Genomic DNA, 23,996 nt, shown 5'->3' with positions numbered 1-23,996 from the left:
ATATGTCGCGATTGCGCGCCGCAAAAAATCTGGTCTATATATTATCTGCTTCAACAATCTTGTCAGTCCCAAATATAGTTTGGGCACAGTCGTCAGTTGCTGCACCGACAAGAGAAGAACTCCAGCGGGGATTGCTTGGTGAAGCGGAAAAAGGCCGCGGGCGGGCGCTGACTGTTGAAAGCGTTGTAGAGCGATCCCCCTGCCCTCTTGCAAGCCCTGAATTTTCCGATGTCAAATTCACGTTACAATCAGTGGATTTTAGTGGTCTTGGCGTTGTTAACGAGTCAATGTTAGCGTCATCATATAGCGGTTATATCGGTCAGGAAGTGCCTGTCGCAATAATTTGTGAAATCCGCGACCGGGCCGCAACAACATTACGAAGCGCCGGATATCTCGCGGCGGTTCAGGTTCCGCCCCAAAAGATTGAAGGCGGAAACGTTAAATTTGATGTGCTTCTTGCCCGCATGACATCAGTGCAAGTGCGCGGTGATGCCGGGTCGTCTGAAAAGCTGCTTACACAATATATTGACCGGTTGGCTAATGAACCAGTGTTTAACATTGACGTTGCCGAGCGTTATCTTTTGCTTGCCCGCGATATTCCGGGTCTTGACGTGCGCCTCTCATTGCGCCCCGCGACATCAACGCCCGGTAGCAATCCCGGCGACGTAGTTGGTGAATTCAACGTGGTACGCACGCCAGTTTATGTAGATGCCCATGTTCAGAATTTCGGTTCCCGGCAGGTCGGTCGGTTTGGAGGGCTGCTCCGCGCGCGATTTAACGGGATTACGGGTATGGGCGACCAAACCACAATCAGTGTGTTTTCTACTTCAGACTTTGACGAGCAACAAGTCGTGCAAGCCGGTCATGAATTTCGCGTCGGCGGCGAGGGGCTACGCTTTGGCGGCAATTTCACTTATGCGTGGACTAAACCAGACTTGGTAAATAATTTTGACATCCAATCAGAAACTTTAGTGGCCGGTGCCTACGCCAGCTATCCCTTTATTAGCAAGCAGACACAGAATCTTTTCGGAACAGTCGGCTTTGAACATATTGACCAGACCACCGAAATTTTTGGTGCACGTACCAATGAGGATAATCTCAGCATCGCTTATGCCCGACTGGATTATAGCGCGATCGACACAGGCAGTATATCAGGCCGCAACGGTTATACTGGCTTTGAACCAAAATGGGCTGTGGCAGCTTCATTAGAATTGCGTCAAGGGCTTGATATATTAGGAGCCAGCAAGGGCTGTGGTCCAGGTTTTGTACGCTGCACAGGGCAAACGGTAATTCCGACACGCACCGATGGCGATCCCACGGCATTTGTCGTTCGTGGGGAAGCGGAGGTCAATTATCGCCCCACCCCGCTATTGGCCTTTACATTGAAACCGCGTTTTCAATATTCGCCTGATGCTTTATTTGCTTATGAAGAGATTTCCGGCGGTAATTATACGATCGGTCGCGGTTATGATCCCGGAACGATTATCGGTGACAGCGGCTATGGTTTGCAGACAGAAGTGAGCTACGGCTCACTGGCTCCGAAATCGCCGCGCGGCTCAGCCTGGCAACCCTACGTCTTTTTCGATGTCATGGCAGTGTCGAACAAAAATACACCCGGCGATCCAACGGAAATTTACTCTGCCGGTGGCGGGATTCGGGCAACCATTAGCCGTCAGGCCAGTCTGGATGTTATGGCAGTTGTGCCGCTTAAACGCGAACCATTACAGACGCGCCGAGACAGCGCCCGCGCGTTGATGACATTGACCGTGCAATTAGCGCCGTGGTCACGGTAGAAAGCAGCGCTCAAATGAACACCAGAGACAAGATAATGACGGACACAGTGAAAAGCAGCGCGATCAAAGGTAAAGCTATGACAGAAGATACCGGAATATCAGGTCGAGCAGCATCGTTAAGCAAGTTAAAGCTACTGACCAGCGCGTCTCTCACTGCGGCTGTAATTCTTCTTTCTTTGACACCTGAAGCAGCGTTCGCCCAAGCAGCGCCATCACCCAGCGGCCATGCAGTAAATGCCAATCCGGACATAGCTAGTGGTCAATTCACATTGGGGTCAGGCAGTTTCATCAGCGGACCGACAGTTGATACTGTCCAGATCGATAGCGATCAGGTCATTATCGACTGGAACCTTGTTGACGAGACAGGCTCTGGCACAATTAATTTTCTACCGAGCGATAATGGCCTGGTATTCGACCGGATAAATGGTGGTGATTATACCGTTCTCAATCGTATTGTACCAAGCGATCAAACGCGCGGAATTGGTATTGACGGTAATGTCTCGAGTTTCAGTGGTGGTAACACTGCGGGGAACATATGGTTTTATAGTCCCGGCGGCATAATTGCCGGAGCCGGATCAAATTTCAATGTGGGCTCGCTGCTACTGACTACCAACGCAATTAATACTGGCGGTGGTCTTTTTGGGCCCAATGGGGAAATCCGCTTTAACGGTCCGGCGGGCAGTACTTCAGGCATAACGATTGCTAATGGTGCACAGATAAATGCGCTGGAAGACAATAGCTATGTCGCCATGGTTGCGCCGCGTATTATACAGGGCGGCACCGTCACCGTGAATGGCTCTGTCGGATATGTCGCAGCCGAACAAGCAGATATTACCATCAACAATGGTCTCTTTGATATCGCTGTCACCGTTGGCTCGGAAAGTAACAGCGGCATTGAACATACAGGCACAACCACCGGACCGACAAGAGATCGATCATCCGGACTTGACAACCAGATAATCTATATGGTGGCCGTGCCGAAAAATCAGGCCATGACCATGCTTTTATCCGGCTCCATTGGTTATGTACCTGCAACTGGTGCTATGCTTAACGAAGACGATGGCAGCATAATTCTCAGTGCCGGAGGAAATGTCGACAACTCAGGCGTAATCGACGAAACCATCATTCCGTCCCGCAGCGCTAATATCAACATTACCAACTCCAATTTCAGTAACGATGTCACAGCATTTGCCAATGATGATATCATTCTTGATGCCTCTGCGGGCGGACTAATCACTGCAGCGCAAGATATAAATACGCTCGATCTTACATTTACCTCTGGCAACATGATCCGAATGGAAGCGGGTAATACCGGTCTAATTGATCTAGATGGGAATGTAACGCTTAATGCCATCAACAGCGCGCAGGTCATTGCCCGGCAGGACTCATCAATTAACATTGGCGGCAGTCTAGAAGTCAATGCCTTCTCAGAAACACAGGGCGGCATTATAGATATTCTCGCGAGCGGATCCGGTAGCCGGATAACCGGATCTGGCGAAATTATCATTGATGACTCATTAACCGTTAACGCCGGTATCGTGGGTGTCAAAGGCAATGATGCAGTCCTTGAAAATGGTATTGATACTTTTGGCGGTACGATCAACCTCGATATTGTCGCTGGCGGTTTAATAGATATAAACAGCAATAATACACCCGCTAATTCGCTATTCGATGTTTCTGCCGCGCCCATCATGGGCACTGTAACAGCCGGGGAAGCCACAGGTGGGGTAATCAATGTCAATATTGATGGCACTGGTAGCACAATAACACACAACGGCTTGGAAGGCCTGATTTTCGATGCAGCTGGAAGGCACGGGAGAAATATACTCGGGTCATCCACAGGTGGGGCCAGTTATGGTGGCACGGTTAACTTTAATATGACCGGCGGCACAATCAATTCCGGTTATATTTTCGTCAATACCAACGCAAGAGCAACCGATAATGGCGAGGCTAACGGTGTCATCAATACTGGTGTGTCGCAAAATAATGCAAATGCCGGCAACATTACAGCCAATTTCACTGATGCCACATTAAATATTACCAATAATTTGCAATTTGATAATACGGCTAAAGCAACAATCCAATATGATGGCAATGGTGATCTATCTGATGGGATTGCCACTGCCGGTGTTATGAATATCACCTTTGACAACACAGATTTGAACGGAAATAGTCTACTTATTGATGGATATACAAGCGGTAATAATATTGCCGGGGATATCTTCTTAAATGTAATCAACGGGTCAAATCTATCCCTTTCCGGTGATGTACTACTATATGCTAACGGAAGTATCCGTTCGTCTGGAACTGTAGCAAACAGTAGCAATATAAGCCTGTTAGTTGATAACGCTTCGCTGAGTGCCCGAACATATTATTTAGACGCGTCCCGAAATACAAAGGCGCCAATTAATGCATTAACTGACGGAACGACCGGCTCGATCAATGTCATGATTCAAAATGGCGGTAGCATGACTGGCGAGACCTTTGACGCTGTTGCTAGTGCGCGAACGTTTACGGATGGAGGAACAGCCACAGCCGGCGATATATCACTCAATATCGATGGCGGCACAATGGCAATCGGGGATGGATCTTTTAGCCGCACATCTGTTTTTCTTACTGCCAGTGGCGAGGGTCGCGGCAATATTGACAACGGGCTTGCCGCTGAGCGAGGCTTGGGTATTGGGGGCAATATTGCTGTCTCACTGAATAATGGTGGAAATTTTTCAGCCGACGGTTTCAGTTCAAACTCTAGTGGCCAGATCAGGGATTTCTCGGAAGGGCCCATTCCAATCCGTGGCCAAGGTGGAAACGGTCTCGGCGGCCTTACGACATTCAATCTGAACAGCGGTAACTTTATTGTTGGTGACATGTCAGTATCGTCGACCGGAATTGGTTCTTTTGGCGGCGATTCCTCACCTTTCGGTTTCCCTCAAGAACCGGGTATCGCAGGTGATGGCGGCGACGGACAAGGCGGAGATGTTGTTTTCAACCTCAACGGCGCGGATGTTATTGCAAATAATTTGCTCATTTTGGCTAATGGGTTTGGCGGAAACGGCGGAGAAGGTAGTGATGTTGAAAATGTAGCCGGACGGAACGCAGGCACAGGCACAGGCGGCAACGCTACACTAAACGCGACTTCGGGAAGCTTGACCGTCACCGGTAACTTTGCCGTAGTTGCCGAAGGAGCTGGTGGCAGAGGGGGTGACGGATTTGGTGTCAATGCCGGTAGCGGCGGCGATGCTATTGGCGGAAACGCTACCTTAAATATCAGCGGCACTGCATCCATTTCGGCCTCACCCGTTTCTATCACGACCAACGCCTTTGGCGGACAGGGCGGTGATGCCCAAGCGGGCTTGAGTAATTCACCATTACCGCCACAGCGCGCAGGTGATGGCGGCAACGCTATTGCCGGTAGCGCCGTTCTCAACAATAGCGGCGGAACTTTTGTAACAACCGCTCTGGATGTCAACGCTGTAGGAACGGGCGGTGATGCAGGCAATGACCCAAATGCGCCTCCTTTCCAGCCTGGTCCGTTCCCGCCTCTTCAACCAGTCGGTTATGTTGGCCAATCTGCCGGTAATGGCGGTAGCGGCACCGGCGGTATTGCAACGGTTAATCTAGGACATGATGATAGTGGCAATCCACTCTATCTGGTAAATGCTGACGGTATCGGTGCAAAAGGTGGAGAAGGTAATAACGGAGGCAATGCCGGTGATGGCATCGGCGGAACCGCAAGTTTGAATATCACCGATGCCATTATATCACTGGATAGTCCGCAAATTACTGCCAAAGGGATTGGTGGCTCTGGCGGAGTTGCGCGAGCCGTTTCCGGCAATGGTGGAAATGGAGGCAGTGCTCAAGGTGGTATTGCCCGATTGAATATTGCTGGCGCTGGTGCAACGCTGACCACAACCGGCTCACCGCTTTCGATTATCAGTAATGCTTTTGGCGGCGATGGTGCCGTTGGGTCTGATAATTCTAGCGGCGATGGCGGCAATGGAGGTGACGGTGGTTCAGCAGCCGGAGGTACAACGGAAATTTCTGTGCGAACCGGAGCAGAACTGGCAATTAGCGACCCCTCTTATACGCTGTCCAGCACGGGCACAGGCGGACAAGGCGGCAATGGCGGTATTTCCGGCTTAGCTAGTGATGGCCAAGGTGGCGATGGCGGACAAGGCACGGGCGGCACCGCACGTATGTTGGCACAAGGCGGTACGATAACCGGAAATGATGTGACTATAATTACGACGGGCCAAGGCGGCGGTGCCGGATTCGGTGGCATTGCCGGTCCATCTGGAATAATTGGTAGCGGGACAGGTGGAACCGCTATTCTTGAGGTTCAGGAAGGCAGTCCCGGCATCCTCACCCTTGGTAATGTAACCCTGATTTCTAATGGTTTTAACGGCGGAGATATCTCTATTCCAACCGGTACTGGCGGCAGCATAGAGATTATTGACGCATCCACCGATCCGGCAGGGCTCATCACCTTTGGGTCTCTATATGCTGAAGCTTTGAACGGTGCTGCATCAACCAACGGATTTTCTTTGTCCGGCAATAGTGGCACTACCAATGTTACCGGCGATTTCACGGTCAATGTGGCTGGTAATGCAATATTTACTTTTGATGGTGACGGACAATTAAATATCGGTGGAAACACGACTATTGATACACCGCAGAATTTAATCGTTATACACACCAACCGCTCGGCAGGGTTTGATTCCATTATTTCTGCTGGTGATTTTATAGCTAATATCGGCGGGGATATTGATACCATCGCTGACTCCCGCTTACGCTCGGGGTCCACAATCGATTTCAGTGCTGGCGGCGCAATCAGTTTCAATAGACTATATGCAGATACCGACGTTAACCTGTCAGCCAGTAGTGGTGATATTACCGGCGATATAGTCAGCGGGAACAATGGTATAAATATCACCACACCCGGATTTGTGACCGTCGGGTCATTGATTACACAGCAAGGCCCGCTTTACTCGGTAGATGTCACAGGTGATCAAGGCATTGAAATACAGAGTTTGACCAGCGGTATCGCATTTCTGAACTCGATCCTTGGCGATATTGCTGTTCGCGATGATGCATCTGTAACCGGAAACATTATTGCTGACGGCCGGAATATATTTCTAAGATCAACCGGAAATATGCAAGCTGCGGCAGACGCTACAGACGGCAGCATTGACATAGTTTCGAATGGAGACCTCCTCATATACGGTGCGAGAGCTACTGCGAATATTTCGCTCTCCAGCACAGGCGGATCTACTGTAATTACTGAGACAATTACACAGGCTGGCGGGGATATAAGCGTGAGCGCTGCGACAGATGTATTCATAGAACGTGATACGCTGGCAACCAATAATCTTTCAATTACCGCCGGACAGGGAATTGTCATTCAAGCCCTAACAACCGGAACAACAATCGACCTGTCCTCTGCCGATTTAAACATTAGTTCTTCAGGTCAGCTTGGCGAGCTTAACCGGACCAATGATATTTACATCGAAAGTAACGGGGCCAATCAAGCCGTTTTGGGCGGCACCGGAACAACCGGCGTGTTCAGTCTTAGCGAGGAAGAGTTTGGACGTATACAGGCCAATCAGAACTTGACGTTCTTTGCACAGGCCACCGGTGCCAGCACTCCCGATCTGGTCATTCAGGATCTGACCATAGCAACGCGGGACGATGTTGGCAGCACACAAGCAGCTACCCTTGGTTTTGCCGGAACACTTACTATCGATTCCGGCCAGTCTACCCGAGTAGACGGCAAGCTCAACCTGACCAATGCTGCGCCCGAAGCCGGTTTGAATATGACGGCGGTGAATGACATCAGAATCAATGCCAATGGCGGTCTGATCCAGATTACTGATGGCAATAACGGCTTTGGGTCTGTCGGGTTTATGTCACTATACGCCCAGAATATCTATGCGATGACCGATCAGGCTTTTACCGATATAGCCGGTCTTAACCTTCGCGCAGTTAACCAGCGCCTAGGGGATAATGACGGAATAGATCTTGATAGCGGCCTGATCCGCGCTGGTGTTGCCGAATTCTCTGTAGAGAGAAATTTGTTCATCCAGAACACCGCTCCGGAAGGGGACTTTAACACGCGCCGGGGATTTTCTGTCGGTAGTCTTACAATCTCTGGTCTTAGCTCAAGCAGCACCACCAATATTGTCGCCAACGGAATTGTTGGCGGCGCAACAGGTAGTGATACTATTCCTGCAACGACTGTCGAGGCTAATTATGATATCGCTTCGACAATAAACGGCTGCCTGATCGCTAATCCTGCGAGCTGCGGCGCGCCAGTCACCACGATTGACCCAGTGCAAGATGTAATCAAAGAAGAACTCTCATCTGGCGATAATGATTCCGCGATTAATGATCCTCTTGATAACAACCTCATCGAAATCAAGGAAACAGAGGATTTTATCAACGATCCGTTGATTGATGAGCCTGTAACCGGTGCAGGTAATGATGATCTTTGGATTGGTGATAATGATGGTGAGGATAATGGTGCATGTGAAATAGGTGACACCGAATGCGAACAAAGTAACTCATCCGACGAAGACGCTCTGGAGCCTGCTGAATAAATTGATCGGTTGACCTTTTATACGGCAAGCCATTAGGCGATAGTCCATGAATGAAACGCCAGACAATAGTGCTCCAGCGCCTCTAAAGCTGTTCAACAGCCTGACTCGCACGCCAGAAATTTTTACGCCGGTACATGAAGGCGAGGCACGCGTTTATACCTGCGGTCCTACGGTCTATAATTATCCCCATATCGGTAATATGCGGGCTTATGTTTTTGCCGACCTGCTTGGTCGGACATTAAGCTGGAAAGGCTATAAGCTCATCCATGTTATCAATATCACCGATGTCGGACATTTAACCGATGATGGCGATGCGGGTGAAGACAAGCTTGAAAAAGCAGCGGCGGAACGGGCTCAATCTATCTGGGACATCGCCAAACATTATACCGAAGCCTATTGGGATGACATCAAGGCGCTGAACATCCGTCAGCCCGCGCACTGGTCTATCGCAACCGATTATGTGCCGCAGATGATCGACTATGCCAAGGCCATAGCCGACAAGCATTGCTATGAACTGCCTGGCGGGCTATATTTCGATGTCTCCACTGTCGCTGATTATGGCCGCTTGGCACGCGCCACGACTGAAGACGGAGAAGGCAGGATCGATGCGGTAGAAGGCAAACGCAATGCTGCGGATTTTGCCATATGGCGCAAAACTCCGGAAGGCGAGAGTCGGCAAATGGAGTGGGACAGTCCATGGGGCAAAGGTGCTCCGGGCTGGCATCTGGAATGTTCTGTCATGTCGGAGGCCTTGCTCGGCCTGCCCTTTGATATTCATACTGGCGGTATAGATCACCGCGAAATCCATCATCCTAATGAAATCGCTCAAAATCAAGCACATAGCGGCTGTGATCATAGTGGCGCGCGTATCTGGATGCACAATAATTTCCTGATCGACAGAGCTGGAAAAATGTCCAAATCCGCAGGAGAGTTTTTGCGCTTACAACTGCTGATAGACAAGGGCATCCATCCCCTCGCCTATCGCTTGATGTGTTTGCAGGCCCATTATCGTAGCGAGCTGGAATTTAGCTGGGATAATCTGATCGCCGCACTTACACGCCTGAAACGTATCGTCATGGGCGTCGAACGATTGAAAGAGCGGCTTAAAGCAACTCAAGACAGCAAGCCGCCCCATCCCAAAATTACCGAAATGCGGGCTCAGCTGGATAGCGCGATCAGTAATGACCTGAACAGTCCACCGGTCATTCCCTTGCTGGAAGACTTATTATCACTAAAGAAAATAGACCCTGTACAACGGATGAATCTTTTGCAGGAAATCGACCAATTACTGGGATTAAACTTGCAAACGCTAACCAGAACCGATCTGCGGCTGCCGCCCAAATCTGCTTCGATTAGCGAAACGGAGATTGAAGATAAGCTGGATCTGCGTCAACAAGCTAAGGCTGCCAAGGATTTTGTAGCCGCCGATGCGATCCGTGACGAACTCACGGCGCAGGGTGTCGAATTGATGGATGGCGATCCACTACGCTGGGAATGGAGCATAAAGATATGAGTAAACCGATAGCAGCCATGGCATCGCTGGTCCGGCCAATGGTCGAGGAGCATTGCGAGGACCTTGATGTCACTTGGTTTACTAGTACGGAAGAAGCTCTTGAAATCGCGCCCCATACCGAAATCGGCTGGTTCGACATGTATGATAAAGAGAAAATGGCCCAGGTTCTGTCCACTGCAACCAATCTGAAATGGCTTAACAGTATCTATGCGGGCGTAGAGCATTTTCCGTTAGACCAGTTAAAACAGCAAGGCACAATTGTCACAAATGGGGCTGGTCTAAACAGTTCTCCCATCGCGGAGTTTGTAGTGATGGGCATGCTTGCTGCTGCCAAAAGAAGTGACAAGTTAATGACGCTACAACAACAGCAGGAATGGCCGGAACAGGCTCCCGGAACAACCGAGTTGGCAGACGGCAAGGCGCTCATCATCGGCTATGGCGGTATCGGCCAACAAGTCGCCAAGAAGCTTTCCGGTTTTGAGATGAAAGTGACAGCTGTGCGGCGCACCGCCAGTGACGATCCGGCTGGTCTCGGAACGGAAGTGATTGGCACTGATGACTGGCGTGGCCGTATCGGTGAGTTTGACTGGGTTATCGTTTCTGCACCTGCTACTTCCGAGACACGCAAACTGCTGGGCAAAGATGAAATTACGGCGATGAAATCATCAGCATGGCTAATCAACGTGGCGCGCGGATCACTGGTCGATCAGGATGCACTTGTCACCGCTTTGAATGACAAAACGATCGGCGGCGCTGTTCTGGATGTGACAGAACCAGAGCCACTACCGAAAGGTGATCCTCTATGGACCGCAGAAAATTGCCTTATTACCATGCATATGTCGGGCGTGGCGCAAACCCGCATGTTTCAGCGCGCAGCAAGCCGCTTTGTTGAAAACCTGAAACGCTATCGTAATGGTGAAGATATGATTGCAGTCGCCGATCTGGATCGCGGGTATTAATCTAGGCGCCAAAAAATTTTACATTCAAACGTGACATAATGTAAAATTTAACTTATCTGCCAGTGATATGGGGGTAGGAAAGGTTTTTATCAGGAACCATTCCGTGGTCGTTGCCTTTATCTGAAATATACACTGATCATGAAGGTCAGGGGGAGGATCAACATGACCAAAGCATCTGATTTATTCGTTCAATGTCTTGAAAATGAAGGCGTTGAATATCTTTTCGGGGTTCCCGGCGAAGAAAATCTCGACATGCTTGATAGCCTGTCGCGTTCTAACAAAATCAAATTGATCCTGACCCGGCATGAGCAAGGCGCCGGCTTTATGGCCGCCACCTATGCCCGTCATACCGGCAAGACTGGCGTGTGTATGGCGACGCTTGGCCCCGGTGCGACCAACCTGGTTACCGCTGCGGCCTATGCACAACTTGGTGGCATGCCAATCCTGATGGTCACTGGCCAGAAACCGATCAAAAAATCCAAACAGGGTCGTTTCCAGATACTCGATGTTGTGGACATGATGGGACCGATTACAAAGTTTACCCATCAACTTGCTTCTGCTGACAATATCCCAAGCCGCGTTCGTGAAGCCTTCCGGCTGGCTGAGGAAGAGAAACCGGGCGCAACCCATATCGAGTTTCCCGAAGATGTCGCCGACGAACAAACTGAATCCGTACCTATCGCACGCAGCCTCTCACGGCGTCCGATTGCCGAAGCAAAAGCAGTGCGCGCTGCGACGAAAAAAATTGAAAGCGCCAAGTCTCCCATACTTGTCATTGGTGGAGGTGCCAACCGTACGACGACTAGCAGGATGCTGACCCAATTCATCGAAAAAACCGGCATTCCTTTTGTCACAACACAGCTTGGCAAAGGTGTTGTCGATGAAACCAACAAGGAGTTTATGGGCTGTGCCGCCCTGTCAGCCAATGACTTTGTGCATAGCGCCATCGAGGCCGCTGATCTAATCATCAATGTCGGTCATGACGTAATCGAAAAACCTCCATTCTTCATGAAAAACGGCAGCACGGAAGTCATTCATGTTTCCATGAACAATGCCGAAGTGGACCCCGTTTATTTTCCACAGATTGAAGTCATTGGCGATATTGGCAACGCCATCTGGCAAATGAAAGAAGATATTGTTCCTTCCGGCTCTTGGAATTTCGATGCGATGTATAAAGCGCGCGCAGCTGAAGAAGAGCATACGGCAACCATGGATGACGACATGCGCTGTCCAATTTATCCTCCACATCTGGTAAAAGTCATCCGCGAAAACATGCCTGCCGATGGTATAATCTGTCTCGACAACGGTGTTTATAAAATCTGGTTCGCGCGTAACTACAAGGCACGTCAAGCCAATACCGTATTGCTTGATAACGCGCTGGCAACCATGGGCGCTGGTCTGCCCTCTGCAATGGCGTCGGCGATGGTCTATCCGGACCGAAAGGTCATGGCGATTTGCGGCGACGGCGGTTTCATGATGAACAGTCAGGAAATGGAAACAGCGGTTCGTCTGAAACTGAATATCACGGTGCTGATCCTTAACGATAATAGCTATGGTATGATCCGTTGGAAACAAGCCAATATGGGCTTTAAGGATTGGGGTTTAACTTATGGTAATCCAGATTTCGTCAAATATGCGGAAAGCTATGGCGCTACTGGCCATCGGATCACCAGCGCTAAGAACTTGCAGGAAACGATCGACAAATGCCTGAATAGTGATGGCGTGCATTTGATTGATTGTCCGGTGGATTATTCCGACAATGATCGTATCCTCAACAACGAGATCAAGGAACTGAGCAAAAAACTGTGAGCCAGAAGGATATGACAAAACTTAAAGACGTTTATCCACTTTACCTCAACAATGTCGCTGTCCAGCCAAATGAAGATTTGGAAGTTACTGACAAATATACCAACGAAGTTGCTTTCCGGACGGCAAGGGCAACGCCCGAATTGATTGAGGAAGCCATTGCCGGGGCTGTAGAAGCTACCGAGCCAATGGCGCGTATGGCAAGCTATGAACGGCAAAATGTACTGCAACATTGTGTGGAGCGGTTCAAAGAGCGGTTCGACGAACTTGCTTATTCGCTCTGCGTTGAAGCGGGCAAGCCGATAAACGATGCCGAAGGCGAAGTTGGCCGTTTAATCGACACGTTCCGCATTGCCGCCGAGGAAGCAACCCGCAATTATGGCGAAGTCCAGCCTCTCGACATTTCTAAGCGGGCCAAAGGCTATCAGGGCATGTGGAAACGTGTGCCCATTGGTCCGTGCAGCTTTATTTCGCCATTTAATTTTCCGCTGAACCTCGCGGCGCATAAAATTGCGCCCGCAATTGCGGTGGGTTGCCCCTTTGTAATGAAGCCAGCGTCAAAGACACCGCTGGGCGCGATTATCATGGGCGAAGTGCTGGCTGAAACGGACCTGCCAAAGGGCGCATTTTCGATATTGCCTGCAAGCCGCGACGGTGCGGACCTGTTCACTGTTGATGAACGGCTGAAACTGCTATCATTTACCGGATCTCCCGATGTGGGCTGGGCTTTGAAAGCCAAAGCCGGGAAAAAGCCGGTCACTCTGGAACTTGGCGGTAATGCCGCCGTCATTGTTGACCATGATGCCGATCTGAATGACGCGCTGGAACGGATTATTTTTGGTGCTTTTTACCAATCTGGTCAAAGCTGCATCGGAGTGCAACGAATCATCATTCACGAAGCCGTTTATGACAAATTTAAGGATATGCTGGTCGCCAAAACCAAATCACTGGTTGCCGGCGATCCCAAAGACCGGGACACTTTCATTGGCCCGATGATTTCAGAAGGTGAAGCCAAACGCCTGCATGGCTGGATCGAAGAGGCCGTATCGGGTGGAGCCACCCTGCTCTGCGGCGGTAATCGTTCCGGTAATATGCTGGAGGCAACATTGCTTGAAAATGTTGATACAGATGCGGCTGCCTATCGTGAAGAAGCCTTTGGTCCTCTGGCTCTATTGTCTCGGTTTAGCGATTTCAACGCTGCTCTCGACGAAGTGAATGATAGCAAATTTGGTTTGCAGGCCGGTATTTTTACGCGTGATCTGTTCAAGACGATGGATGCATGGGACCGGCTTGATGTCGGCGGTGTCGTGATTAACGATGTGTCATCCTATCGCGTTGATAATATGCCCTATGGAGGCGTCAAAGATAGCGGATTGGGTAGAGAAGGCATCCGCTTTGCGATGGAAGATATGACTGAAATACGAAATCTGATTATCCGACGGAAGTTATAGCGATGTAATAGCAACATTTATACTGAAAATTATCGCAATATGGTGATGCAAGTCACATAAAAGGCTTAATATTTCTGGATTTTTATTATTGCATTAAGGGGGCATTAGCGCATAATATGCCTCTTATTAACGGTCGGGTTCGCGTCGGGCTGAAACAGGGTGGTGGATCTTCGGATCAGGGGAGCGCAACGATGCAAATGGGGGAAAACCTGTCACATGGACGTAGCTGGCCAGTGCTGGCTGCATCACTATTCTGTCTCGCTCTTGCTGGCGTAGCTTTTTTCATATCATCTCTCGCTGCTCCTGTTCAGGCGGCACAAGATACCGTTAGAGGCACGCATTTAGGCGTTGCCACATGCGGCGGAACCACATGCCATGGACGCCAAGAAGCGGACGGCAAAATTGTTCGCCAAGATGAATTGATGCGCTGGCAGGAAGAATCGACCCCCGGCGGAGCGCACAGCCGGGCTTTTCGCGTATTACGCGAGCCTCGCAGCATAGCTATTGCCAAGCGGCTTGGAATCAAAGATGCGGCTACTTCGCAGCAATGCCTGGGATGTCACACCACTCAGGCGGTAAAAAAAGGCCCGCGTTTTCAGGTTAGTGACGGCGTTGGTTGTGAATCATGTCACGGTGCCTCTTCGGGCTGGCTATCTGCCCATTATGCTGTTGGTTCCAGTCATTCGCGCAATGTTTCGCTTGGCCTCACGCCACTCGATAATCCGAAAGTTCGGGCCAGCACTTGTCTTGATTGCCATTACGGCAGTGCAAAAAGCGGCCAATTTGTCAGTCACCGGATCATGGCCGCCGGTCATCCGCGCATATCATTTGAACTGGATCTGTTTTCAACGCTACAACAGCATCATGACGAGGATGTCGATTATATCCGTCGTAAAGGCAAAACCAACAATGTCCGTTTCTGGGCCGTTGGCCAGTCGATGGCGCTGGAACGTTCGCTAAACCTGTTCTCGAAACCCGCGTTGGCGACCGAGGGTATATTTCCGGAATTTTACTTTTATGACTGTCATAGTTGCCACCGCCGTATTTATGATGATGCCTCTGCCCGGCCTACATCAATAGATAATCCGGGCCGTCCCATCCCGGAAGGCATGCCACCATATAATGATGAGAATATAATCATGTTGAGTGCGGCAATCGCCGTAGCTGCGCCCGATCTGGCAGGACAATTTAACACACAGTCAAAGGCATTCCACGCAGCAATGGCGCAAGGTCGCGGTCCAGCGGTTGAGGCCGCCGCCCGTCTACGGCAAACTGCAAGAGCTCTGGCCGACAGATTCTCTCGCGCCAATTTTGGTCGGGAGCAATCATTTCAGATCATGGAAACCATCGCTGGGCAAGTTATCTCTCCGCGCTTCACCGATTATGAAGGCAGTGTGCAGGCAGTTATGGCCATTGATACTTTGCTTAGCGGGCTGGTGAACAGCGGTCAGGTGAGCGAAACAGCCGCAGCCAGCCTGCGTGGACAGATAAACGTCGCTTATAAGGCAGTGGCTCAGCCTAATGATTATAAACCCCTGAAATTCCGTCGTGCACTTGGCAGTGCTGTAAGAACCATGAGGGCTCTACGATAATGCGAAACTTCCGTTTCTCCGCTGCGATTTCAGCAGTTGCCTTGCTCCTGACATCTTGCGGCGGCGGGGGTGACAGCAATGATTTTGGCGGTACGCCGTCGCCTTCACCTGCGCCCTCGCCCACGCCTTCACCAGTTGATGGCAATGGCGGCGCATATACACCACCTTCACTAGAATCGCTGAGCATTGCGGATGTACAGACTATAATTGCACAGGCCGTTGGTGAAGCGCAGGCGCGGAACCTTCCGTCGGTCATAGCTGTGACGGACAGGGTCGGTAACGTCTTGGCCGTATTTGAAATGAATGGAGCAGCGGCTACGGCAACGACGAGCGCGCGCACCGCTTTAGGGGCGTTGAATAATCCTCCCATCGACGTTCAGGACGTCACAATACCCGCAGCAGCAGGCGCTATCGCCAAGGCGATAACGGGGGCATATCTGTCAAGCGCGGGCAATGCTTTTTCAAGCCGCACCGCCAGCCAGATTATTCAGGAACATTTCCCGCCGGCACCATCAACGGCGGGGCTGGAGTCCGGTCCACTTTTCGGCGTGCAATTCAGCCAGCTGCCTTGTTCTGATTTTAATCAACGGTTTGGCAATTCCGGCGCTGCGGCGCTAATCGGACCGAAGCGATCTCCGCTAGGTCTATCAGCGGATCCGGGCGGGCTACCGCTATATAAAAACGGAGTTGTTGTAGGGGCAATCGGCGTCATGGGGGATGGCGATTATGGCTATGACCCTAATATTCTCGACACTGATATTGATGATGAAGAAGCGATTGCTCTAGCCGGGATTCAGGGTTTTTCTCCTCCCGGCGCTGTTAGCGCAAATCGCATTTCAATAGATGGCACACAGCTTCGTTTCAGCGATATGGTGGTAAGTGATCTCTCACCCCTTCAAAGTAATTTTGCGGCTATCAATGGCACTGCCGGCAACCTCATCCCTGTTACCGGCTATACGGCGGGCGCTATCATTGCCGGGACGGCCTATGGCACGGAAGCATCCGGTATTCGGCCATCTACAGCGAGCGAGTTTAAAAACACCGATGCTTTTGTCCTGACTGATGGCACAGGAGCCAACCGTTTCCCCATCCGCGCGGGTACTGACGCGGGCAGCGTGGCCGCGCCGCTTACCGCTGCAGAAACACGAGCCATCTTGGAAGAAGCCTTTATAATCATGTCCCGTGCGCGGGCGCAGATCCGGCAACCACTCGACAGCCGCGCCCAAGTTTCGATTTCGGTTGTCGATACACACGGCGAAATATTGGGCATCGTCCGATCCCCAGATGCACCGATTTTCGGGACCGATGTATCGTTACAAAAGGCGCGGACGGCTTCATTTTTCTCAGGCAGCATGGCCGCATCCAATCTGCTTGGTTATCCCGATACAGATGTTGCAGCATTTGTCGGACGGGTGCGGACATTTTTGAATGACCCTAATGCACTCACAGGGGCGACTGCTTTTGCCGACCGCTCTGGCGGCAACCTGTCCCGGCCTTATTTTCCCGATGGTGAGCTGGGCCGGCCCAACGGGCCACTTTCCCGACCCATTGAAGATTTTAATGTTTTTGCGACCGGGCTGCAATCCGCGTTAATTTTCCCCAATTTGGGGCAACATCTAGCTTTTGTTACCGGCGCTTCGCTGACTGACACACCGATGCGCTGCACAAATACGCCTGACGTAGTGGCAGGACAGAACCGGCTTGAAAACGGTATCCAGATTTTCCCCGGCAGCGTACCCATTTATCGCGGCAATCAACTAATCGGTGGCATTGGTGTATCGGGTGACGGGATTGATCAGGATGACATGATCAGTTTCCTTGGACTGCATAATGCAGGTTTGCGTGTTGGCGGCATCGGCAATGCGCCAAAGACCATGCGCGCAGATAATATTGTAGTGGATCTTGGCAATGCGAATGTGCGCCTGCGTTATGTAAATTGTCCGTTTGCACCGTTTCTTGACACCAATGATCAAAATGTCTGCGAGGGTTTATAACGCTGATGTCCGCAGTCGCTTCTTCTTTTTTACCAATTATGGCGGTAATTTCCGGTCAGGCCGATCAAATGGAGGCGCAGCAGCTATCGGTCGAAGATATGGAAACTTCGCTGAATGCTTTACTGGCCAGCGAAAAATTTGACTGGCTACGAGCCAATAATGCAAATCCTGCGCGTGCCGACTTAAATGCCGGCGCTGGTGCTACTGAGGTAGATGTTGCAGTTCCAAATAATGAAACGACAACATCTGAACCACCTGAGGCAGACCCGGATAAAGTTGTGGCTGATGCTGTTGGTGATGAACAGCTTGAAATGGACTTTGACGGTGTAACCGCTGACGAGGCGTTGATTGATGGCCGCCGCCGTCCCGGTGTTCACAAAGAACTGCCAGAGCGCGTTACCCAGAACAACCCCGGTGCAATCAGCGCCCCGCCGCCCGAAGCATTTCCGACCGATGAATTTCCGGTTCCCGACAGATGGCGTATCCTGCAATCGCTATGTCCCCAAAAGGGCAGCGATGAATCAATCTTCAAAGTCTTTGGCGCGCTACAACATAATTGCCGCAGCACTCTCAACCCTTATGGTCAAAATGTGCTGAAGGGCGACAAACCCATTCCGGCCGATAAAAAACCCTCATTCTTGAAAGGGGATGACTGGTTTTTTGTCGTTAATGCGATCTCCGACACAGTGATCGAACCGCGCAGTTTTCCTATCCCTGTGGGCATACAGACGACCGAGCGTCCCGGCAGCATCAATGTGTTCGGCCGTTCGGGATCTGAAGTTTATGCTCAAACTTTCATTACCGGTCTTGCGCTGATAAAAGGCTCCACAGCCTATAAACCGCCGGATGTCGAATATCGGCTAACTCTGGCGACGCAAATCAATCATGTGAACGTACCGGAACGCCGGGTGTTATTTGTTGAGCCATCCAAAAAATCCCGGCGAACCGATTATTTTGTCGGCGTGCAGGAAGCGTTTTTCGATTATCATCTGCGCAACACCTCCGCGCGCCATGACTTTGACAGTTTCCGGATCGGCATCCAGCCGATGCAAGCCGATTTCCGCGGTTTCCTGTTTCAGGATAACCAGCTGGGTTTTCGCCTGTTCGGCACGCGCGACAATAACCGTGTGCAGTATAATCTTGGCGCATTTGTGCAGTTGGAGAAAGACACGAATAGCGGCCTGAATGATATTACCCAGACACCGCGTGACAGCTATATCTTTTTTGCCAATCTCTATCGTCAGGATCTACCCTTTGTCGGTCTGACCAGCCAGTTCAGCGTTACTTATAATATGAACCGCGAGAAAAACGATATTCAGATTGATGATAACGGTTTTCCAGTTCGCCCTGCCCTGATTGGTGATTTGCGGGGACGCTCGTATGATGTGATCTATCCCGGCTATGCCGTGGATGGCCGGATCGGGCGGATCAATGTTTCAGGTCAGATCTACGGTGCTTTTGGTGAAGACCGGAACAGTATTTTCACCAGTGAACCGGCTAAAATCTCTGCCTATTTTGCTGCCGCAGAGGCCAGCTATGATGTTGATTTCTTACGTTTCCGGGCGTCGGGTCTGTTCGCAAGCGGCGACGGGAACCCTTATAATAATATCGAAGCCGGCTTTGATGCGATTTTTGAAAACCCCATCTTTGCCGGAGCCGATACCAGCTATTGGATAAGGCAAACTATCCCTTTTGCCGGTGGTGGGCGCGTAATCAGTATAAATGGTCGCAACGGTATTCTCAATTCTCTGCGATCCTCCAAAGAGCAAGGCCAAAGCAATTTCAACAACCCCGGTACGATTTTGGCCGGCGCAGGTATGGATGCCGATTTGACACCGACACTCCGGTTATCGGCAAATGCCAACCATTTATGGTTTCACAAAACAGAGAGTCTGGAAGCACTGCGTGTAGAAGGTTCTATCCCTAGCGATATAGGATGGGATTTATCCACTGCGGCGATTTACCGTCCCAAAGCCACGCAGAATATCGTATTCCGCTTGTCCGGCGCTGCCCTGCTGCCCGGAAAGGGCTTCAAGGATTTGTTTGACCAGACTGACAAACGTGATTTCCATTATTCCATACTTTTCAACGCAATATTGGCTTTCTGATATGCAATATTACCATCATATTAAATTGGCCGAATATATACCGCAATTGTGGAAAGTCGCGGCTGTATTATTGTCTGCCGCGATATTGCTCATAGTCGGTTCACCCGATGCTTATGCGGCAAGCAAAGAAAAACCGCAGAAAATTGACTATAGTTTTACACCGCCGGCTCCCCAGAACCAGACTTGGGAAGATGCTGATAACAAAAGCGCAGGCTGTATTTCTTGCCATACAGATAGCGACCAGAAAACCATGCACGCCAGTCCCGCCGTAGTTTTAGGTTGTGTCGATTGTCATGGTGGTGATGCCAATGTTGCGGGTGACAATGCATGGGGTCGAAACAGCCCGCAATATATGTATGCTCTCAAAAAAGCGCATGTCTTGCCGAAATATCCCGAAAGCTGGCACTGGCCCTCTTCGGCCAATCCCAAACAGAGCTATACGCTGCTGAATAAGGAGTCACCGGAATTTGTGCGCTTTGTGAACCCGTCGGATTATCGTGTTGTTCGGGAATCCTGCGGTGCTTGTCACATGGAAATCATCGAATCTTCCGAACGTTCCCTGATGGCGACCGCTGCTATGTTCTGGGGCGGGGGTGCTTATAATAACGGTATTGTACCATTTAAAAATTACCTCTTTGGGGAGGCATTTACGCGTGAAGGATTACCTGCGACGGTCAAGTCTCCCGGAAGTCCGCATGGCACCGTTACCGAAGAGCAAAAGAAACGCGGCGCCCTGCCCATCCTTTATCCTTTACCTACTTGGCACACGGTCCCGCCGGGTGACATATTCCGCGTATTTGAACGCGGCGGGCGCAATATCAACTCACAATTTCCGGAAATCGGACTGCCCAATATTGGCGGCATTATCCAGCGTCTGGAAGAACCGGGGCGTCCTGACCTCAAACAATCCAATCGCGGTCCCGGCACTGGCCTGCGCGTTTCTATTCCGATACTCAACATTCATAAAACCCGGCTGAATGATCCGCTCCTCTGGTATATGGGCACTAACGACCAGCCCGGTGATTATCGCCAATCAGGGTGTGCCAGTTGTCATGTTGTCTACGCCAATGACCGTGAACCACGTCACAGCCTGACGTGGGCCAAATATGGGCGAGACGGGCAAACACAGACAGTCGATCCGACGATCCGTAACCTGAAAAAAGGTCAGCCTCGTATTGGCAGCTATGGCTCTTATGATGCTGCTCATGGTAAAAAGCACAGCGATGATCACACGGACAGCATCCACGGCGAGATAGCCCCAGAAGATCGCGAAAAAGGCCATCCGATCCAACATGCTTTCACCCGCGCTATTCCAACCGCGCAGTGCATGAACTGCCATATGCATCAACCCAATATCTTCCTGAACAGCTTTCTTGGTTACACCATGTGGGATTATGAATCCGATGCGCCGCTGATGTGGCCGGGACCGGATAATAAAACGCCCAGACCCGAGGGTATGAGCGACGAAGAATATCAAAAAACCTATAAGCAACAGAAATACCCGAATGCCGAAGAGTTACGCAAGGTTCTGGACCGTAATCCTGAGGGCGCTTCGCCAAAAGGATTATGGGGCGATCTTGATTTCCTGCGTAATGTCTATGACCTGAATAGCGAAACCACGGATACGCAATTTGCCGATTATCATGGCCATGGCTGGAATTTCCGAGCTGCCTTGAAACGTGATCGTGAAGGCAATCTCCTTGATAAAAATGGCAATATTGTCGAAAATGACGATCCGGAAAAATTCCGGAAAAAGGACGAAGAGAAATTCGTTAAACCCGGCGTCAACCCCGGTAAAACCGTTCACATGATGAGCATCCATGCCGAGGTTGGCATGCAATGCGCCGATTGTCATTTCGGACAGGATAGTCACGGTAATGGCTTAATCTATGGCGAAGTCGCCAATGCTGTCGAAATTAATTGTAAAGACTGTCACGGCACGGCGGATGATTATCCGAACCTGATGACATCAAACCTCTCCGCCAGACCTAAAGGCAATAATTTAAGTCTCTTACGCAATCCCGATGGACAACGCCGGTTTGAATGGATGAAAGATGCGGACGGGCAGCGTGTTTTAATTCAACGCTCCATCGTTGATCCGGAACTGAGCTGGCGGGTCAGTCTGGTTAAAGATTCCGTTGATCGCTCGCACCCTGATTTCAACGTGAAAGCTGCACGAGCCAAGCTTATGTCGAAAAGCGGCGCTGATACTGGTAAATATACGTTTGGCAGCGGTGTTCCTGCCGCTGATCGCGCCCATAATGATGACAATATGGTTTGCTTTACCTGTCATCTGAGCTGGACGACCAGTTGCGGCGGCTGCCATCTGCCGATTGAGGCCAATTGGCAAACAAAAAGCCATAAATATGACGGTGCAACGACACGTAATTTTGCAACCTATAACCCGCAGGTCGCCCGTGATCAGATGTTCCAGCTGGGTCGCCATCAAACAACCAAAGGCAATGTAATTGCGCCGGTGCGCTCCAGCTCGGCATTGGTGTTATCTTCAACCAACATTAACCGTGAACGCATCTATGTGCAGCAACCTCCTATTTCTGCAATCGGATTTTCCAGTCAGGCTTTTGCACCGCATTTTCCTCATACGGTTCGCAAAACCGAAACCAAGCAATGCTCCGACTGTCACCTGAGCGAAGCCAATGACAATAATGCGATCATGTCGCAGTTGTTATTACAAGGCACGAACTTCGTGAATTTTGTTGGCCTTCATGCTTGGGTCGGTATGGATAAAGGCTTTGAAGCCGTCCGCGTCACAGAATGGGATGAACCGCAAGCTGTTATTGGTTCCTATTTACAGAAATACGCCTATCCCGATTATTGGCGGATGCATGTAGAGGATAATGACCGCGAATTGATTAACTGGGTGCGCGGCAAACGACTGGACAAAGACTTATCGGGTGAAACAAAAGCACTCGAAGAATTTGCCAACGTTGTACAGGGCACAAAGGACAGCGTCCGCTGTTTACAATTACGTGGCGAATATATGTTCGTCGCAGAAGGCACAGGCGGTTTCCGTGCCTATGATGTTGCATCAATCGGCAACAAGGGTTTTTCTGAACGCATTATCAAAGCGCCTTTCTCGTCACTGGGTCACGATACCCATGTGAACACGAAAAATGCGACTTGCATGGCACTGGCGACCAACCAGCCGGTGGCGCCGGAACGCAATACTGCGGAAATGCGTGAGATTAACGAAGAACAGGCATTTCATCCGATCTACAACTATGCGGTGATTACCGACAGTGAAGAAGGCCTGATCCTCGTAGACATAAACACGCTAGCCGATGGTGAGTTTCGCAATAATTTCTTTAAACGCGCAGTGACCTGGAATGCAGGGGGCGTATTGGACGGTGCCAGACATATCACCCTGGGTGGGCATTATGCTTATATTACGGCGGCAAGCGGTCTGGTCGTTATCGATCTCGACGATCCGTTAAAGCCGCGTCATGTTATTACTTTGCCGCTCAATGATGCACGCGCTTCGGCGTTACAATTCCGCTATCTGTGGGTGACAGATGCTGACGGGGTTAAATTATTTGATGTCACGGACATGGAAAATCCGGCTGCGGTTCCATCCGGCACGATCCGGCTTAACAATGCCCGGCGTGTCTATCTCGCCCGAACCTATGCTTATATCGCCGCCAAAGAAGAAGGACTGGTGATCGCCAATATTACTAAGCCCGAGGCGCCGGTTATCTACCGCAAGGAAACATTCGGCGGCCAGATGAATGATGCGGAAGACGTGATTGTCGGTTCCACCAATGCCAGCCTGTTTGCCTATGTGGCCGATGGTCGTAACGGATTGAAAGTCATCCAGCTGACCTCACCGGACAGCCAGCCCAATTATTACGGCTTCTCACCACCACCCGTACCGGAATTGATTGCCTTTGCCCGCACCCCTAAACCGGCCCTTGCCCTGTCCAAAGGATTGGACCGTGATCGCGCGGTTGATGAAACCGGTGGGCAGATAGCGGTTTTTGGACGCCTAGGCTCGCGTCCCTTTACCCGCAGCGAGATGCAGCGCTTCTATCTTAACAGCAAAGGCAAACCTTATTTCGTTTCGGATGAGGCGAGCTTGTCCGATTGGATCGGCCCTGTTCCACCTTTGCTGGCGCGCCAGTAAAATAAACACTTAGGATATAAACGGTGACCGAAGCCTGTGGCTG

At 50.7% G+C, this 23,996-nt stretch carries 10 protein-coding genes; all 10 read left to right on the top strand.

The features are described from left to right. Positions 1-2: 2 nt before the first annotated feature. Positions 3-1,793: a ShlB/FhaC/HecB family hemolysin secretion/activation protein gene (locus tag AB1K62_RS09005; protein ID WP_367003104.1), complete on the top strand. Its 1,791-nt coding sequence runs from the start codon at positions 3-5 to the stop codon at positions 1,791-1,793. 14 nt (positions 1,794-1,807) lie between these two features. Continuing rightward, entirely contained in the window at positions 1,808-8,389 is a 6,582-nt protein-coding gene (locus tag AB1K62_RS09000; RefSeq protein ID WP_367003101.1) for a hypothetical protein, read from the top strand. Positions 8,390-8,435: 46 nt separating this feature from the next. Further along, positions 8,436-9,902 (top strand): cysteine--tRNA ligase, encoded by a 1,467-nt coding sequence (cysS, locus tag AB1K62_RS08995; protein WP_367003098.1) that lies wholly within the window; start codon positions 8,436-8,438, stop codon positions 9,900-9,902. Continuing rightward, a complete protein-coding gene (locus tag AB1K62_RS08990; RefSeq protein WP_367003096.1) occupies positions 9,899-10,861 on the top strand; it encodes a D-2-hydroxyacid dehydrogenase in 963 nt (320 codons plus the stop codon). Before cysS ends, AB1K62_RS08990 begins: the two co-directional genes overlap by 4 nt. 162 nt (positions 10,862-11,023) lie before the next feature. Beyond that, entirely contained in the window at positions 11,024-12,670 is a 1,647-nt protein-coding gene (locus AB1K62_RS08985) for an acetolactate synthase large subunit (protein ID WP_367003094.1), read from the top strand. A gap of 11 nt (positions 12,671-12,681) precedes the next feature. Next, entirely contained in the window at positions 12,682-14,118 is a 1,437-nt protein-coding gene (locus tag AB1K62_RS08980) for an aldehyde dehydrogenase family protein (protein ID WP_367003092.1), read from the top strand. 116 nt (positions 14,119-14,234) lie between these two features. Next, complete coding sequence (locus tag AB1K62_RS08975; protein WP_367003090.1) at positions 14,235-15,710, top strand: multiheme c-type cytochrome; 1,476 nt, start codon at positions 14,235-14,237, stop codon at positions 15,708-15,710. Next, positions 15,710-17,704 carry a heme-binding protein gene (locus tag AB1K62_RS08970; protein WP_367003087.1) on the top strand — a complete coding sequence of 665 codons (1,995 nt, stop codon included), beginning with the start codon at positions 15,710-15,712 and terminating at the stop codon, positions 17,702-17,704. Before AB1K62_RS08975 ends, AB1K62_RS08970 begins: the two co-directional genes overlap by 1 nt. Positions 17,705-17,709: 5 nt before the next feature. Next, complete coding sequence (locus AB1K62_RS08965) at positions 17,710-19,812, top strand: hypothetical protein (RefSeq protein ID WP_367003084.1); 2,103 nt, start codon at positions 17,710-17,712, stop codon at positions 19,810-19,812. Position 19,813: 1 nt separating this feature from the next. Then, on the top strand, positions 19,814-23,953 hold the full coding sequence (locus tag AB1K62_RS08960) for a hypothetical protein (RefSeq protein ID WP_367003082.1): 4,140 nt from the start codon (positions 19,814-19,816) through the stop codon (positions 23,951-23,953). Positions 23,954-23,996 lie beyond the last annotated feature (43 nt).

The organism is Parasphingorhabdus sp. JC815, assembly GCF_040717415.1.
GTDB lineage: Bacteria > Pseudomonadota > Alphaproteobacteria > Sphingomonadales > Sphingomonadaceae > Parasphingorhabdus.
Note: the sequence above shows the minus strand (reverse complement) of the source record. Positions and strands in the feature narration are given on the sequence as shown.

What these genes read in the sequence shown, in the direction of transcription:
- AB1K62_RS09005 (WP_367003104.1), top strand. Translation starts at nt 3, where the DNA reads ATGTCGCGATTGCGCGCCGCAAAAAATCTGGTCTATATATTATCTGCT.
- AB1K62_RS09000 (WP_367003101.1), top strand. Translation starts at nt 1,808, where the DNA reads ATGAACACCAGAGACAAGATAATGACGGACACAGTGAAAAGCAGCGCG.
- cysS (WP_367003098.1), top strand. Translation starts at nt 8,436, where the DNA reads ATGAATGAAACGCCAGACAATAGTGCTCCAGCGCCTCTAAAGCTGTTC.
- AB1K62_RS08990 (WP_367003096.1), top strand. Translation starts at nt 9,899, where the DNA reads ATGAGTAAACCGATAGCAGCCATGGCATCGCTGGTCCGGCCAATGGTC.
- AB1K62_RS08985 (WP_367003094.1), top strand. Translation starts at nt 11,024, where the DNA reads ATGACCAAAGCATCTGATTTATTCGTTCAATGTCTTGAAAATGAAGGC.
- AB1K62_RS08980 (WP_367003092.1), top strand. Translation starts at nt 12,682, where the DNA reads ATGACAAAACTTAAAGACGTTTATCCACTTTACCTCAACAATGTCGCT.
- AB1K62_RS08975 (WP_367003090.1), top strand. Translation starts at nt 14,235, where the DNA reads ATGCCTCTTATTAACGGTCGGGTTCGCGTCGGGCTGAAACAGGGTGGT.
- AB1K62_RS08970 (WP_367003087.1), top strand. Translation starts at nt 15,710, where the DNA reads ATGCGAAACTTCCGTTTCTCCGCTGCGATTTCAGCAGTTGCCTTGCTC.
- AB1K62_RS08965 (WP_367003084.1), top strand. Translation starts at nt 17,710, where the DNA reads ATGTCCGCAGTCGCTTCTTCTTTTTTACCAATTATGGCGGTAATTTCC.
- AB1K62_RS08960 (WP_367003082.1), top strand. Translation starts at nt 19,814, where the DNA reads ATGCAATATTACCATCATATTAAATTGGCCGAATATATACCGCAATTG.